9 protein-coding genes and 2 pseudogenes are annotated in these 16,751 nt (G+C 37.4%); 1 reads left to right on the forward strand and 10 read right to left on the reverse strand.

Features of this window, described 5'->3' with window-relative positions; genetic code table 11:
• Positions 1-255: 255 nt before the first annotated feature.
• The 10 genes and pseudogenes from ACNSTQ_RS17215 to ACNSTQ_RS17260 all read right to left on the reverse strand — a co-directional run bounded on the left by ACNSTQ_RS17215 (position 256) and on the right by ACNSTQ_RS17260 (position 15,870).
• Entirely contained in the window at positions 256-1,530 is a 1,275-nt protein-coding gene (locus tag ACNSTQ_RS17215; protein ID WP_418201058.1) for an McrC family protein, read from the reverse strand.
• Between the two features lies 1 nt (position 1,531).
• A complete protein-coding gene (locus ACNSTQ_RS17220) occupies positions 1,532-3,814 on the reverse strand; it encodes an AAA family ATPase (RefSeq protein WP_418201059.1) in 2,283 nt (760 codons plus the stop codon).
• A gap of 147 nt (positions 3,815-3,961) precedes the next feature.
• A complete protein-coding gene (locus tag ACNSTQ_RS17225) occupies positions 3,962-6,328 on the reverse strand; it encodes an HNH endonuclease (RefSeq protein ID WP_418201060.1) in 2,367 nt (788 codons plus the stop codon).
• Positions 6,329-6,605: 277 nt separating this feature from the next.
• On the reverse strand, positions 6,606-7,370 hold the full coding sequence (locus tag ACNSTQ_RS17230) for a DUF6339 family protein (RefSeq protein ID WP_418201061.1): 765 nt from the start codon (positions 7,368-7,370) through the stop codon (positions 6,606-6,608).
• A 2-nt stretch (positions 7,371-7,372) separates the two neighbouring features.
• Complete coding sequence (locus ACNSTQ_RS17235) at positions 7,373-8,218, reverse strand: hypothetical protein (RefSeq protein ID WP_418201062.1); 846 nt, start codon at positions 8,216-8,218, stop codon at positions 7,373-7,375.
• Positions 8,208-10,151 (reverse strand): hypothetical protein, encoded by a 1,944-nt coding sequence (locus ACNSTQ_RS17240; protein ID WP_418201063.1) that lies wholly within the window; start codon positions 10,149-10,151, stop codon positions 8,208-8,210. The genes ACNSTQ_RS17235 and ACNSTQ_RS17240 overlap by 11 nt, the downstream gene beginning before the upstream one ends.
• A gap of 175 nt (positions 10,152-10,326) precedes the next feature.
• Positions 10,327-11,991, reverse strand: a complete 1,665-nt coding sequence (locus ACNSTQ_RS17245) for a DUF262 domain-containing protein (RefSeq protein ID WP_418201064.1) — start codon at positions 11,989-11,991, stop codon at positions 10,327-10,329.
• A 127-nt stretch (positions 11,992-12,118) separates the two neighbouring features.
• Positions 12,119-14,488, reverse strand: a complete 2,370-nt coding sequence (locus tag ACNSTQ_RS17250) for a DEAD/DEAH box helicase family protein (protein ID WP_418201092.1) — start codon at positions 14,486-14,488, stop codon at positions 12,119-12,121.
• A complete protein-coding gene (locus ACNSTQ_RS17255) occupies positions 14,481-14,807 on the reverse strand; it encodes a phosphoribosyl-ATP pyrophosphohydrolase (RefSeq protein WP_418201065.1) in 327 nt (108 codons plus the stop codon). Before ACNSTQ_RS17255 ends, ACNSTQ_RS17250 begins: the two co-directional genes overlap by 8 nt.
• Before the next feature lie 334 nt (positions 14,808-15,141).
• Positions 15,142-15,870: pseudogene (locus ACNSTQ_RS17260) on the reverse strand (Fic family protein).
• Between the two features lie 489 nt (positions 15,871-16,359).
• Here ACNSTQ_RS17260 and ACNSTQ_RS17265 point away from each other — a divergent pair.
• Positions 16,360-16,731 (forward strand): annotated as a pseudogene (locus ACNSTQ_RS17265) (PD-(D/E)XK nuclease family transposase); the annotation flags it as partial.
• Positions 16,732-16,751 lie beyond the last annotated feature (20 nt).

Raw genomic sequence — 16,751 nt, forward strand, 5'->3', positions numbered from 1 at the left:
AACCTGTAAGTATCATGGTACATTAATTAATTAGAATTTATAGTTAGTTCTATCTAATCCTTTACAAGTAATATTAGAAACAAAACACTTAAAGAGATTTTATTAAAATCAACTTATACATTTGTAAAACAAGTCATCTTCAATACAGTTAAACCATGTGTTATTTTAAACACAATCGACATCAAACATAATGCCCTCTACTTACCCCGGTTAAGTCTTCAGTAACTTACGAAAGATAAGCGAGGGCTGCATTAATTAGTCCACAAACAACACTGTCCTCATATACTCCTGCAACAATGCCCGGTTTTGATCTTGTTGCTTTAGTAAGTTAGCGAGCTTATTCAAGTTGATCGGCTTTAAGACAACCGTTGCCATTTGGTCATTGGTCATGGGATTGTTGAGGTTGATTTTTTGTGTGGTTGCTAAGTCGTTTTGCGATGGGTAGATAGTCGTCGATGACTTTTGGTCTCCACTGCTTAACGCATAAATGGCGAGCTGGTATAACATGTCGCGTGGGAGTGCGTTCTCCCATAAGTCTTTGTATTTAGCATCCGCTAGTTTCACGACTTTGTTATTCTTTAACAGCGCATAGTCAGGTCTTGGGGTTGGTGACTTTCTTCGTTTTGGATTATAGCCTGGTGCGTAATGGAACGTTTCGTGCAGTTTAAACTGTTCGCGTAACGAATAATAAGGCACAAAATCACGAATGAGCTTTTCGACAAATGCTTCAAAAAAGACGTTCATATCAAAGAGAAATCCATTCAGCTGGATCGGATGATCGGCCCCTTCAATTTCTAAGCCTTGCGCTTGATATAGTAACGTAATGATCTCCACAATTGGACGATAATGCTCAGACAATCGGTTAATACGGGTCTGCACTTGCTTTAATTGTTGTCTATTGAGGAGGATCGGTGAAATATACTCCTCTAGTTGCGAACACAGGCGCTGCAAGCTCTTCTTTAACTGATCGTCTTGGACCATTTGAATACTAAGCTTTAATCCGGCTAACAGCACTTGGTTGAGCAGATGATCTTCATTGCGTTCAAAATAAATGCTCGGCAGCGTCGTTTTCTGAAGATGTTTTTCTCTCACTAGTTGGTTAAAATCTAACCGTCCTTTGGGCGAGGACAGGTCTTCTTTTTTACGGACATATCCTCTTACCAGTTCTCTTCTTACTAAATGATCGGCGTAGCCATACAACTGAAAGATTAAGATATCGAAAAAAGGAAAAGTGTCGAGCTGGAAATCTGCTTGATTCACAATTTTTAAATCTTTGACGGAATAAGCATAGTTCAGCAATGTCATCAGCTCGACTCCTTTGATTTTCGGAGTGATCGTCAGCTGCAGGTCGCCGATGACGATGGTCCCAATAAAGGAGTTGGTCTGAATACTAAGTCCGTTTTTTAATTCGATAATTTCCAGCATCTTTTTTTCATTCAGCCACTGAACCGTTGCTTGTGCAGCCTCATCATTTGGTAAATCCTTCTCGGGAATAAGTACCGAGTCCCACTCTTTCATCACTATCTTCATCTTAATCGACCAACTTACTTTCTACATTCTCCTCTTGTTCCTCTTCGTCCAGCCCTTCATCTTCCGTTTCCGGTACTAGATGATTTTCCGTACTTAACTCTGGAGTCGGCTCTAATAAGGCATTGACGAGTGAAACGGTGCTGTCATCGGTGAATATGTCTGCTTTAATGGTCTTCTGTTTAACATCAACAATTGCAGATCCTAATATTTTGGCCATCGTCGCGTAGTCCCCGTAGCAGTATTCTTCGATTAACGGGATGATGTCTTCTTCGATAATTCGTTTGAACTTTTCATAGTTACGAATCGGCTTTTCTTTTTCTAAAAAGTACGCATGACCAATTTGTAAGTTTCTTGCATCTTGTCCTAAGTTCTCAACGATTCGTGCATTCAGTGCTTTTAACCATTCGCCTAATGGCAGGCTTTCAATAAGCACATCTTCTAACAGCGAATAGTCCGTCAACAATTCAATAAATCCAAAACGGCGGCGCAGTGCGACATCGAGTAAGGCAATAGACCGGTCAGCTGTATTCATCGTCCCGATAATGTACACATTTTTCGGCACTTGAAACGGTTCATTCGATAACGGTAAGATGACTTCTTTTCCGCGCTTGTTGCTTTCGATGATCGTAATTAATTCACCAAAAATACGTGAAATGTCCCCGCGGTTGATTTCATCAATAATAAGGTAAAAGCTATGATCAGGATGGTTGCTGGCGTCTTGACAAATCGTTTTAAAAATACCGTCCTTCAGCTTAAACACGGTTTGATCGTTAATAACAGTAGGCTTAATTCCTTCCATAAAATCCTCATAGCCGTAAGAAGGATGGAACGTACACATTCGCACCGTTCCTCTAGCCGTTCGATTTCCTTTGATCACCGCTTTTTGTTCTTCTGTCAGAGTGGCGAAGTTTTTGTTGTAAATTTCTCTCGCGGACAGCTCCGAGCATGTATGCTCTGCATGGTGAGTTTTCCCTGTTCCTGGAGGTCCGTATAGAATGACCTGACGTTTTCGGCTTAAAATTTTCTCGATTTTCGTAGCCATTCCTGTCAGTGGTTCCAGCTTCGTCGGAACAGGTATTGGCTCATGCTGTTCTTCAGCTAAGATTTTTTCAATCGCTAGTAAATTATCAATGTCTCGTAATTGATACGTCGTTGTTTGTAGGCCTTCGCTCGGGTTTGGCAGCTTCGTATTCGGTGTTTTTAACCAATCAACTTTGACCGTATGTGGAAAGTCCTTACCTTCAACGTATTGATACCCTCCGATGACTTTACCGATGCCTAAAACCGTTTGTCCTTCCGCAGCGACAATCACTGTCCCGCGATGCAGGCGAGTAAAAAACGTTACAATTTGCAGCGTCCATTTGCCAATCACTTGAGGCGTCTGGTCGTAATTTTCTTCAAGGATCGCGCGGATGTGCTTTTTCATTTCCGTTATTTTCATATCCTCAAATCGGCTCAAATCTCCTAATGCCGGCCAGCCGATCGCAATATGGCCTTCGATATACATTTCGTTCCAATAGCTCGTTGTACCAGAAGTCGTGCCCACACGGATATAATGATGCGGTCCACCGTAGAGTTCATTCAGACAATGAGTAAAATGATTGACCGGACACTCACATTGTCGTGCAATCGCCATTATTTGACCTGCCCAGGAATAAAGCCCGCCTTGTTCATTCGGCTTGACATGTATTTTGATTAACGCATTTTTTTGCCAATCGGCATTGTGAAAATCATCAATTCGTTCCGGAAATATCATATGATAATATTTATGAACCCAGCCGAGTTTCCCCATATTAAACTCTAGTTGTGCTTCAAGCTCCAGCTGTATTTTGATGTACGCATCCTCGTCAACCGGACCTTCCTTTGAGACGAGTTGGCCGATCATTTCAGCACCCTTTACGAGGTTGTCGCGAATTTTTATGGCCATGTCGATCGCTTGCTCTTGGTTTAGTTCAACTGGATCTTGATTGTACCCAGTCACCCACACACCGTCACTGCTTCTTTTAAACATAATATATTTAAAGGCACTCCCGCCTGAAATACTGCCGTATACTGTCGTCCGAAATTGATCATCATTTTTAAACTCTAGCCAATAAACTAAGCTATCGCGGTTGCCTAGATTAGATAAGGTCTCTAATAGTTCTTCCCCTTGAAGCCCCTTCAGTTTTTCTGGACCGAATTTTTCTTGAAAGAGACGATAGTCTTCTTGAAGCTCCTCTTGCGTTGGTACTTTCTTTTCCAGGAGCAACTTCTTACGTTTATCCATGATCTTTTGCAATAACATATGTACTTCTCCCCTTTGGCTGTAGTTTTTTGTTGTGATGGAGGTTCGTAATAACCTTTATTCCATTTACTAGTGTATTTTCTAGTATAGAGGAAAAAATTGACGTACCGTTCCCACTTTTGGGATTGGTGACTATTGAAGGATGATTTAGTCGTAAAAAATGACTTCTAATCGCTTCATAATGCCTAACACTTCTTCAATTAATTCATTCTCATTTCGGTTGGATAAAGCAAGGAATAAGTGGTCTAAGCTTTGTTCCACTTCGCGCTTTAATATCGTTTTATCAGTCGAAACAGGCTTTCTAATTTTTTTGTTTTGGTTCATCCGATAATTCGCTAAACACTTGGTAAACGCATGGCGGATATCCGCTGTTTCGATTGCTGGATGACAGGAGCTGCACAATGTGACGAGGTTATGCTTATGATTCACACCACCGTATTTTCTCGGGATTTTATGATGAACATGCAAGCCTTTATCCGAATCGCAGACCACACAAGCCCACCCGTCACGATCTTTTACTTCTTTTTTTAGTGTCTCAGTGAATGGCTGACTCCACACATTACTAAATAAAATTTGCCCGCCCTTTTGTTCAATCCGCTCTAGCACTTCTTGATGGGGTAGTATGATCATTTCAACAATCGTTAAAATCGCTGAAGCAATCTCATCCTCGTCGGCATTTTCCATCAGTTGCTCTTCTTCATCTTTTTCTTCTGGTTGATCAAAGACAATCTCTGATAAATCACAAACGTACTCTCGAAGAATAGCGAGATCCCTTCCACGGGACTTTTGCATTAGCACTTTCACTTTTTCATAGAATTCATGAACCGAGTCATTTCGCCAGCTTGGCAATTGCGTTTTAACAGAAGGTGGAATGTGTTTTCTCCAACTCGTGTCTTCTTTTTTCTCGTCTTCCCATTCATCGGTATCTTTTAACGCACCATATTTGTATTTCTCAATGACTTCGAGAGGATTTATAAAGTCATTGGTCGTTTGGTCATAGCCTTTTTCATACAGGTCTTCTAATGTTTGAATGATAAACTGTCGGTCTTCTTTGGAATTCGAGTAACGTAATTCCTCATCCGTGATTTCAGTAAAATCTATGCCAAGATCCGGAAGTTCTCTCATGTTTAGAATGTTCGCTAATTCAAAAATTCTTTTAATCTCATTCGTTGTTATTTCCTGAGTTTCTAGAAAACTGAGCATACTTTTTAAGTCTTCAATATCATAATTATTCAAATCATCTATCGTAACCGTCGCAAAATCGAGTTCACGGAACTCTGGAATGTGGTTAATCCGAGATTCCTCAACTATCATAAGTATGTCTTGTTTGATGCCGCGCGCTTCCTCTTCCTCTTCGTCTTCCAATAGGTCATCTTCTTCCTCTATTTGCGAGGCATTACCATATTTTTCATTCATTGCGATATGCGTTTCAATTGCATCTAATAGTAGAATGAGCTCCGTTTTCGATTGCTGCTCTAGTTGAAATTCATTTAAGTTCGTCAACTGAATGTTTCCTGCGATGGAAGTGAGATTATTTTCTTCTACCAAATTCATGATTTTACGAATCAGTTCTAAGTTTTTTGTTTGCTGTTGTTGATCCTCTACCATTCGTTCCGTTTGTTCTTCTTTGTCTTTCGTACTCGTAGAAACAAATGCGGCCAACGCGTCCAAAGGATCTTCTTCATAACCACTTTCGTAAAGTTCCTCTAATGTCTTTAAAAGTAACTGACGATCCTTTTTTGAAATCGTGTAACGGAAGTCATAGTCGGTCATTTCTGTAAAATGAATGTCTAGACTCGGTAATTTAGTGATATTCATCATCCTCACTAAATGATTAATCATCTTGATTTCAGCGCTTACAATTTCTTGTCCTTCGAGGACGTCGAGCATGGATTCCAGTTCATCAAGTTCATAATGGGCTAAATCATCGACTGTCAGCTTTGCGAAGTCGAGCTCACTGAACTCACGAATCCGATCGATTTCAAGATCCTCAGCTAACATTAAAATCTCATATTTGATTTTGTCTGCTTTTTCGTTATTCGGTTTCGACTCGGATTGTTGAAATGTCTGTAGCTGTTGGTCCAGGTGGTTTTGGATAGTCGTATGTAATAAGGTAAGCTCTTCCTTTGAATGTTTTCCTAGACGATTATGGGTTAAGGTGCCGAGATCTAGACTTACTCCTTCTATACGAGTCAAATTATTTTCTTCAACTAAATCCATAATTTTATTCGTCAGCTCGGTCATTTCTGCTTGTCTTTTAATCTCTTCCATTACCGGATCGCGGTTGCTTTGTTTCGCCTTTCCACTTCGGCTCGCCTTCTTCGCTAATAAATAATCGACAATTAAATCACGATCCATTTTCGTATATGTATGTTTTAAATCATTCATTGTTATTTCAAAAAAGTTAATCGATAAGTGTGGAATCGACTCCACATCTAACTCATCGACTAACTCTAGAATTAATTCTACTTGTTCATTCACGTCATAAACTTTGCTGTATTTTGAATTCGTCATGTTCAATCCCCTTTATGCAAGATCCATTTACTCAATTATCTCACAATTTTTCCTATTTAAGGGACCATACTAGACAAAACATTTACTACTATTTTTTTTACTTAATGATCTGGGTAAAAAGAAAACGAACCATGTTCGGTTCGTTTAACAGTAGGTTTATGTGTCTTAAATTGTAAAGCTCTTCTGTGAACAGGTACGGTTTTTGTACTTCCTTCGTTTAGTTACATTAAAAAAGCATAATGGACTGCTAACCAATCGTCATTTTACTACTACATTATCAAACTGAAAGAGTATCTGCTCCAACTCCAAAATGTTTATAAAGATGCTTGTCTACCATTTGCTCTACCTCATCAGATGTAAGCATGTCTAGGATCATTGCTCCACCCACTACGTTTAAATATTTGTTGGCCTGGACGAAATGGTCTCTTTTAATAGGTATCCCTTTTTCTTTAAGTTTGACTAGAGATTTTAATATCCCTTTTGTAATATTTCGATTGGACGTAAAGTTACTAGAGAAAAAGACTACGCATCTTGCAGAAAAGTCGCTATTGCAAAAGAACTCGGTTAGCCAGTAAGGGTTGTCCTTGTTTTCCTCATCATACGTCATATAACCAACCCACCATAAACGAGCCAGTATATGAACAAACAAAGAGCGTTTGTTACCATTTTTAAAAAATAAGGCTGTGTTTATGCGCTTGTCATTATGTTCTAGCAGTTCATTTTTTAGTCGATAGTAGGTGAACTCTCTTAACTGTAAATGAGCTAGTCCAGACCATAGCCTTTCCTGAGTTGCTTGTGAAACGGTAAGATCTTTTAAAGCATCATATAAGATTTTTACGTTTTCTTGATCACTCAGTAAATAGTTTTCATCCATATTTAAAGTAGGTATTTCAAAAGAGATATTCGACTCAAGAATTCTACCGTTTTCTTTAAAGTAGTCATTAAACCACTCATTGTTTTTTGTATAGTAATGATCCTTGTGTGCATCATAGTTAGAACGTAAGTCCATGAGTGTCTCATCGGAAATGAATTGTAGCTTCAAAACTAATCCTCCGTTCTATTCAGCTTTTCGATTTCTTCAAAGCTAGCTCTTAAAGGTTTTCGTAATACTAATTGGGCAGCTTGAAGTGGAGAGAGACTATCCGTCCCTACGTCTTCAAGCCTATAATTATTCTCCGCAAATATTTTATCTAGAACTTGGTACCACGTGTATTCATCCAATTCGCCCCTACTATCTCTTAGTTTAGAAAACACATAAACAAGAGCTGGCACAATAACGGTTGATAATATCGTGTTTTTGAGTCGTGAATTGGCTGTTGTAGCGTATTGGTTATATTCGTACTCAGGTAAGAGAATCGAAATGTTATTGGAATGGATATCAACATCCATATACTCTTTTTTTAATGACTTTGTCACCGTTATAATAGAAGGTAAATTTAGAAACTCCGTATGATCCTCAAATAAATTCATTTCAATGGCTTCACCAATCGCAATAAAATTACCTTTTTCAAATCGAACGGGTAGCTCCTTAAACCATTTATTTAATAATACATTCGTATAGTGTTCTATCGTTTCTTTTGCAATAACAAATGTATGAATTAGAATTTTGCCACGTAGCACATCGGAAGGGATTACAATTTCTATCTTATTCTCATTTGTTTCGTATGCTTTACGAAAACTCGTCTGCGGGCATTCAATATGCACTAAATATACAGCCGACTGGGCCTCTATCAATCTACTTATTCCTCTATTGTCTAGGTAAAAGTCCACATAAATTCGGACTTCTCCAAAGGATTCATCCACGTTTATAGCGGCTGTAAAACTGGAGCTAGTGTAATCATCATTATTCACATACAACACTGGGTATGGATACGATGAACTAATTTTCATATAATTCTACCTCCAGTACACAATAATCAAAATAATCAATTTCTACGTTGATCATAAAACTTTTGTTTGCTTTAATAGATTGGACGTAAACCGTATTCGAACTAACTTTCTCGACCGTAACATCTTTGTCATCAGTGGATGCATTCTTAATAGGAAGATCGTAGTTACTTTGTTCGCCCATTACTTTAAAGACTAATTTCCCATTCTCTAACGATTTTTTTTGTGAGATAAAAAACTTATATTTACCTTGGTTCTTGTCAATAGAAGCATATTTCTGCTGGATTTGAACTGGGTGTTTACTTGGTTTTCGTTCTTTCTTTTTATCTTTATCCCCATCCGTTTGCGGATTCACTTCATTTTGTCCCCCTGGTTCGGTTGTGCTACCACCGGCATCTCCTCCGTCACTATCATTTGCGGCACCGCCCCCACCTTCATCACCAGTTGGAGTAATTCCATAATTCCCCTCTAACTCTTGATCTAAATCTTCATGACGATCTTGTCCTTTAGTTTGCGCTCGTTTTTTTCGATCTTCTTTTACTTCTTTTGTAATAATGGATTTAATTGTTGAATTTAACGATTCTCGTTTTTTCGTGCCACTATCAGCCAGCAAGTTTTTATTTGGTAGAAAGTCATTTAATCCAACTGCATCCATCGAATCAGTAATTTTTTCTTGGAAGTACTCTTTCACTGTATTTCTTATAAAGCTCTTTAAGTCTCCGTAGATCTTTTTCGCTAATTTCGGGTCCTTTTCATACCTCTCCGAAGACCATTCATTATGAGCAGGGTTTTCCATTTGTTTAAAAACATTATTCATATGAGCCCCTGTAATCATTAGTAAACCTGTAAAAGAAATGCTTCCACTTATATTCTTTTGCTCAAAAATCATCATTCCAGTTTTCCGGGTCATTAAGACACGTCTATTTAAATCCTCACCATTTAGCAAATATAACTCCGCTTCTCCTTCTTCGAAGTGAATCCCATTCTTATATTCTCTAGCCGGGTATTTTATTTTGATCGTCTTATCCGAGATTAATAGATTAAAATAATTTTTTAGTACTCGGTTCTCCTCACTATCATCTAACTCAGCAATAAGTTCTCCTATGTTTTCATGATTAATTTCAAAATCATTAATCTTAACGACTAACTTTTTGTTGTATACCGTTATGAAGAAGTTAACTAGAACTGACTTTGTAACCTCTCCTTTCCAATTACCCTTTGGTTGGAAACCTGCAATATAAATATCTGTACCTGTCTCCTCACGAGTAAAGTCTTGGTCTAGTATGATGTCTCCAGGAATAGCTAACGATCTTTCATCAAAAGTAAAGTAACCATTTCCTAACGTAATTTGATCGTTATTCTTTTTGAACGACATAATATTTGCAACACCAATATAAGACTTATACCCAGAAATATCTAAAGAGGCATAAAACAACGTTCTTAGGTTCGAATTTAAAAACGGCGCAGATTTACCAATACCGAAGCTGCCACCAGAGCTTTCGTCTTTATTAGAAGATCCTGCTTCCTTAACTAAGGTACTCCAAGGCGAACCGATTTCTCCTTCTTTGGCCCCTTCTAACCCCTTTGTATTAAAATCACTAATTCGTAAAAATTGAATTTGTTGTTGATTAAATAACTTAAGCGCATTTTCAATAAAGTCTTCGCTTTTTTTATTTCTCCCATGCCATGTTTCCTTACACTGATGAAATACATCTACTAATTCTTCTTTATTTGGAAAACTCGTGCTATCAGCAGAAAAGCTTTTAAATTCAACCAAAACTGGTTTACTTTTATCTTTAACCGCATCTAATGAATTTTGGCAGATTTCTCTTGTTAGTGAGTCTAACGCATTTCCTCTAAACGTTTCTAATCCGGCATTATTTATAGAGTTGATTAAGCCACCAGTCGTAGCTGGAAAGTTCCAGTATCTATTCATTTCTATCCCTCAAATTCTTTTTCAGACTTACCTTTACACATTACTAATTCTATTTTTCTATATTACTATTCTACAAAAAATCCCATCAATTTCATATCGTTTCATAGAATTTGTCAGTTCCAATTTTGGAAGAAAAAAATACACCTCTCATGAAGAAGTGTATCTATCCTATATCTTAAATAAAATTTTTCCAAACTTGCTTAGCTATTGTAAATAGTTCTTTTTGACGTTCTTCAATTCGAGTCGAGTTCCATTCTTTGTAAGAAGCCAATTTTTTAGTCATCTCAATCTTGGATTTTTCATATACTTTTTTCTTATCATTAAACAATTTATTTTTAATTGACTTGTTGTACTCATCTGCTAGAAGAGTCAGATTCCCAATTCGATTAATGTATTTGTTGTGAATGTCTTCATGTACTCTCCATTGCCCTATATTTTTAGGCATAATGTGTTCCAAATGAATTTTCATATTATTAGGGTTAACAACTAACTCTCTTTGTTGGAAATCATTTATTTTTCGTAAAATAAACTTAGCTACAGGAGCACTTTTAATTGAACATACTTGAAAATGACTTTCGAATTCTTCATCGTTTAACATTTCTTTCTTGAATTCTTCTGCGATCTCATCAAAAGTCATCGGGGTAGAAGAAATCTTCTTTGCCACCTTAGCGAACAGTACTTCATAACGATTGGCTACTTTCCCCGCAATGACACAGTTTCGAACGATAAAACTTTCAATCGCTTCAACCACTTTTTTTATTTCTGCTTCTTCATAGGATCCATTGACTAGCGCAATCACGATAGGATAGTACGTACTTGCGTTGAGAAGCTTTAAGTTTACTAGATGTTGTTCGATTTCTTTATCTCTAAAAAAGGTTTCATTTGAGGGATCAACAAGCACTTTATAAACATTTAAGCTTTTGACTAACTCCCTTGCAAAGTTTAAACATTCACCTGATGTGGTTACCATACCTTTTAGATTTTTGTAAAGTTCTTTTTCCCGTGTGAAATCGTATTTTGAATTCCATATGGTTCTAAAATACTTCGTTAGGTCAATCCCGTCAGCACTTTCTTGCATTTTCAACCATTCATTTTTTACTTCTTCAATTAGATTGTCTGATGTTTTGAATAAATGATTCTTTAGTAGATCTGAGGTTTCAAGCTCTTTACCTCTCGCGTTAAGAGTTTCAAATATGATAAATGCTTCATTCATATCATCCGTCTCTACACACATCAAACTAAATTTATTTTTAAAACCATTATAATATTCGACTAATTTATTGTATTTATCCTCGTCTTCTAGATCCTTTAACTCCTCCAATAATTGGTCATACAGATAATCATAAGCCTCTTTAATTCGAATATGTGACGGTTCCGTAATCTCACCAGACACCGGAATTCCACGTTGAATAAAGTCTCTAAAGAAGATATTATCGATCTTACCTAAATGGAACTGAAGCTCGTTCTCTTCCTCGCTCCAACGACCAATAATTTTTAGACGAATATCCTCGACCTTATTTCTCGCCCCATCTCGATTCGTTGCTGTATAAATGTCATCAAACAGCTGCCTAATTACAGACAAAAATATAATCGACGTGGAACTACGTTGTTGACCATCAATAATATATTTCTTCTTATCCTCTTGATCATCGTGGATAACGACTTGTCCAAAGAAATGATTATCACGACTGTTCTCAACTAAGTCGTACAAATCTAACCAAAAATCCTTAATCTGTTCATCTCTTTCCCATGAATATTCTCGTTGATAATCTGGAATGTAAAACTTATCACTTATTAAAAACTGTTGAACTGTGTAAAAATTAAACTTCTTAATCGTCAAATTTATCTCCTACTTTTCAATAAATTGATGATTTAATTATACATGATTTTATTTTCAGAAGGTATTCTACAAGCATTAACCGAACTCTATTAATTCATAATTTCGATTAGATAAAAGGTATTCTAGGTTACTTCTCTTTCCGCTCAAAATAAGCATGCAGTCGATACTCACAAATCTCTTTCGTCCATTCATACAGCACTTCGTTGTGCTCCTCGGCCACATCAAATTCCGTTTTGAATACTCCATCTTCGAATGAAAGCAACCCTTTTGAACTGCCACTCCATTTCGTCATTGGCATATCGGCAATAAGTTTGGCTACTTTTGTTTCGTCGTAGTCCCACAGTCTTTTCCCTTGTTTGTCGGAAAAGTCGATCCGCTTCCTGTATTCTTTTTCCGTTAAGTAGTTATGGAAGTACGGTGCCACTTCTTCAGGTGTTACGGGACTTGTCCATTTCTCGAGACCGCAGCTTAACATATAAGATAGAACAACCATTTTATAGCTCTTATTCATACCTGTCCGCTCGACTTCTTGAAGCCATGTTTCGTAAGCTTTGAACACATCTTCTTCGGTTTCATGAAGCTCGTTGGCCCAATATAGGAAGCCCGCATACGATTTGAATTCCTGCTTGTAGTTGTTCGTATCGGCGTTCCCGTATAAATGCAACTCTAAATACGTTGGGCGCTTCCCAAGTTCTTGTTTTAATTCAAAATAAGCTTGTCGAAGTTGTTCTTTTCGCGGTTGGCGCTTTTTCCGAAGTTCATCTAATAGCTGAATGACTTCCATCTCGAAATTAATGAAACAGTTGGCCGGAACTTGAGGCACACTTGATGGTGACTTGGTTCTCTCATCGTCCTTGCGCGTATCGAGTAGACGTAATTTATTATCTGCGTTTCGATAATTTCCAATCAGATCAATAATCGTACAGTGCTCTTTTCCTTTAAACAACCGAAGTCCTCGACCGACTTGCTGCGTAAATACCGTTAACGACTCTGTTGGACGTACGAATAAAAGGGTATCTAACGAAGGAATATCCGTACCTTCATTGAAAAGGTTTACAGTAAAAATGACTTCCAGAACACCGGTTTCAATCATTTGAATGGCTTTTGCACGTCCGTATTCACTTCCATTCGAATGCAGACTTGTAGCTTTCACTCCGTTTTCCTTAAAATAATTCGCTAGAAATGAAGCTTGTCTAATCGAAGAACAAAAGGCAAGTGTTCGTGTTTGTTTATGCGTTTTCCAGGCTTCCAATATCTTTTCTGCCATCTCTTCCCTTAATTGCGCTGCTAATAATTCTTCATCGTCATATCTGGTTCCTAGCCACGTAATTTGTGAATAATCCGTTTCATCATACACCCCGACATAATTAAAAGGTGCTAACCACTGACGTTGAATGGCTTCAATAAAGTCAATTTGATAGGCGGTAATCCCAAGTAAAAATTCAGGCTTAAAATAGTCAAGAACACGTTGATACGTTTTTGCCGCTGCATGATGGAATTCATCGATAACAATGAGATCAAAGCTGTTAGGGTCGAACTTCTCTAAATGACGTTCGTTCGCTAATGTAAAAATCGACGCAAATACACAATCGGCTTCGCCTTCTTTTTCGGTTCCGCTATAAATACCAAACGTACGCTCAGGCATAATATGTTCAAACGATTTTTGGGCTTGTTTTAAGATTTCTTCACGATGAGCGACAAAGAGGATTCGCTTGTAATTTCTCGCAAAAAAGCCTGCTAAATAGGTCTTACCTAGGCCAGTAGCCATCACAACCATCGCTTTGTCGTAACCTTCTTCGACAACGTTATGTAAAGACTCAAGTGCCTCAATTTGTGAATGTCTTGGTGAGATGGTTCCGTATGACGCCGGTTCTTCAATAATGATCGCGGGTTCCTCATCATCAGCTGTTTGATTTAGCATTAACTCTACTTCTTCTGTTTTCGTCCACGTACGAACTAAATTCGGATGTTCCCGATGGTAATCTTCATACAACTTTTCGTATTCAACTATCGTTTCTTTGTTAACAGGAACGGTTTGTTCATTAAGGAAAAGCTTCATGAACTCATCTAGCGCTTGTTGAAATGTATCAGGAGAAGCTTTGGACTCCATCGCGACATTCCATTCGACCCCATGTGTAAGAGCAGACCGGGACATGTTCGATGAACCAATGATTAACGTCCCTTCATTTTCCTCATACTGAAACAAGTACGCTTTGGGATGAAACGCTCGACCATTGCTCTTCCACAAACGAACTTCAATGTTCGGATCTATTTCATTTATTTTTCTTAACGCTTCTGGCTGCGTCACAAATAAATAGTCACCTGTACAAACCTTCACTTCCGCTCCGCGATCTAATGCTTTTTTTAGTGGTTCTTCCAGAAGTTGTACACCTGACTTCATAACAAATGAGGTTAATATGTATATAGAAGAGGAGCGATCAATCGCCTCAACCAAATCCGAGATTAAACGGTCTGTTACTAACTTAATGTTACTCATCTTCCACATCAATCAGGAAAACTCTCTCCTGAAAACCTCCACGTTCTTCAGCTTTTTTCTTGCGGATTGCCTCGACTTCATCAAATTTGGCTCCGTGCACACTTGCGAGACTGTGCATAATTTCGAGCACATCAGCAAGCTCCTCCAAAGCTTGTCCATCTGTTTGTGCTTCTTCGTATTCAGCAATTTCTTCAGTCAACTTAATCTTTAGTTCTTTTATGTATTCAACCTCATCCAATTGTTTCGAGCGGTAACCCTTTCCTGCTGCTTGAATGATGGCTGGAATTTTATCACGAACAAGTTTATTGTAAATTGGCATAAGACAACATTCCTTTTTATGTATTATTTACCAGTTTACCATAGCGGTTTTATAGCGTGAAGGGAGTAGTTAAAAAGAACCATTCGTATAATTTCTGTCACAGGGACAACTCGAAATTTGTCGACGACAATGAACTATGGCATTGATATTGATACATAATAGTTTCAATTGATACTAATAAACAACTTAGTTACCTATTCGATTTCTTCCACATCCGAAGAAAAAAGTACATCCGAATTACGGAATGCACCTTCTATTAGTAATCAAAAAGGCTAATGCTCGAACCTCAATTCAAGCATTAGCCTTATTCTACTTTTCAGTTTCAAGATCAGACTTATTCAAATGCACTTAAATACAAATCTAGCGAATCCTCTACTTCCTTTGCAACCAACTGAATAAAGTTATCATAATTCTGTTGGGTATGCGCCTTGTCTAAAGCCTCGTAATAGTTTAACCGATTTTCAATTTTTATGACAATCGGTGGAAACCCATCTTTCATCAGTTCTAGATTTAATAACAACCGTGATGTACGTCCATTTCCATCAATAAAAGGGTGTATTCCTACAAATATTGCATGTAACATTGCCCCACGAGTAACTGGATGCATTTGAGTAGTATCCTGTTCTTACCATTTCAATAAATTACCTATTTCTTCTTTAATAAGAAATGGAGCTGGTGGTACTTGTTTAGCACCTGAAATAAATACTTGTTGGTCTCGATAAACTCCTGCATATTCATCATTAATTCCTTTTAAAATGAGACGATGTAAATTACTAATTTGCCATTCTGATAAGGGTTCTTCACGTTGGACAATTTCTTCCACATATGAAATTGCATCACGATGATTAATAACCTCTAAATGTTCACGCAACGTTTTCCCGCCAACTGTAATACCCTCGAGCACTACTTTCGTTTCCTGTAAGGTTAATGTATTTCCTTCAATTGCATTTGAATTATATGTCCATTCTAGTAGTAACTTTTCACGCAAACTCATTAGTGTGTACTTTGGGAATGGACGTTTGGCATCAAGAATCGCCTTTTTATGGTCAATTTGTTCAAACATTTTATCTCACCTCTTAGGAATCGAATAATACTTATGGGAGTCTACTGAGATTCCAGTAATTTTTAAACATGCAGTATTTGTCCAGCAAATTGTTAAGCTTAATCATAACAATGATAGTTAATTAATGGGTATTATAACAGAATTTATTAATTAACATCCCCATTAAATAACTGAAGGTAGGATAATACCGGTTTACTGTATAAGCTACTATAAAGCAATGCTATTAGTTCTAAAAAAATTAAATCTCTGGCGTTACCAAAGCGGTTTTATAGCGTGAAGGGAGTATTTAAATACGTTAATACGATGTCACTTTGACTACCCAAAACGCTCCTCGGCCTTGGATCGCCGGCAAATACGGTCGCTTCACCTCCTGTTCACCACCGAATTTTCGATTTCAATTTTAAAATAAAATTTACAAAAAATACATTTACCAACGTTTGATCGCTACATTGTAATTAGAACAAACATTCGTATAATGAGGTGATGAAAATGATAGAAGATACACTTGATCATGATCGTTGGTTTAAAGAGTTAATTACTACTTTTTTTGAAGAATTCATCTTAGCTTTTTTTCCTAACGTTTACGAGCACCTAGATTTTCAACATGTAACCTTTCTTAATCAAGAAGTATTTACTGATGTGATTAAAGGAAATAAAAGGACTGTTGACTTACTTGTTGAGACTAAATTAAAAGGTAAAAATTCATTAATTATTATACATATCGAGCCGCAATCCTCCTATCAGAAAGATTTCAATGATCGGATGTTCATCTACTTTAGCCGACTTTACGAAAAATATCGTCTCCCCATTGTTCCTATAGCGATTTTTAGTTATGATAAAGTTAAATCCGAACAAACGATTTCTTTCAACACATTCCAAAA

It is taken from the genome of Alkalihalobacterium sp. APHAB7, assembly GCF_048323755.1.
Classification (GTDB): Bacteria; Bacillota; Bacilli; order Bacillales; family Bacillaceae_F; genus Alkalihalobacterium.

What these genes read in the sequence shown, in the direction of transcription:
- ACNSTQ_RS17215 (WP_418201058.1), bottom strand. Translation starts at nt 1,530, where the DNA reads ATGAAGATAGTGATGAAAGAGTGGGACTCGGTACTTATTCCCGAGAAG.
- ACNSTQ_RS17220 (WP_418201059.1), bottom strand. Translation starts at nt 3,814, where the DNA reads ATGTTATTGCAAAAGATCATGGATAAACGTAAGAAGTTGCTCCTGGAA.
- ACNSTQ_RS17225 (WP_418201060.1), bottom strand. Translation starts at nt 6,328, where the DNA reads ATGACGAATTCAAAATACAGCAAAGTTTATGACGTGAATGAACAAGTA.
- ACNSTQ_RS17235 (WP_418201062.1), bottom strand. Translation starts at nt 8,218, where the DNA reads ATGAAAATTAGTTCATCGTATCCATACCCAGTGTTGTATGTGAATAAT.
- ACNSTQ_RS17240 (WP_418201063.1), bottom strand. Translation starts at nt 10,151, where the DNA reads ATGAATAGATACTGGAACTTTCCAGCTACGACTGGTGGCTTAATCAAC.
- ACNSTQ_RS17250 (WP_418201092.1), bottom strand. Translation starts at nt 14,488, where the DNA reads ATGAGTAACATTAAGTTAGTAACAGACCGTTTAATCTCGGATTTGGTT.
- ACNSTQ_RS17255 (WP_418201065.1), bottom strand. Translation starts at nt 14,807, where the DNA reads ATGCCAATTTACAATAAACTTGTTCGTGATAAAATTCCAGCCATCATT.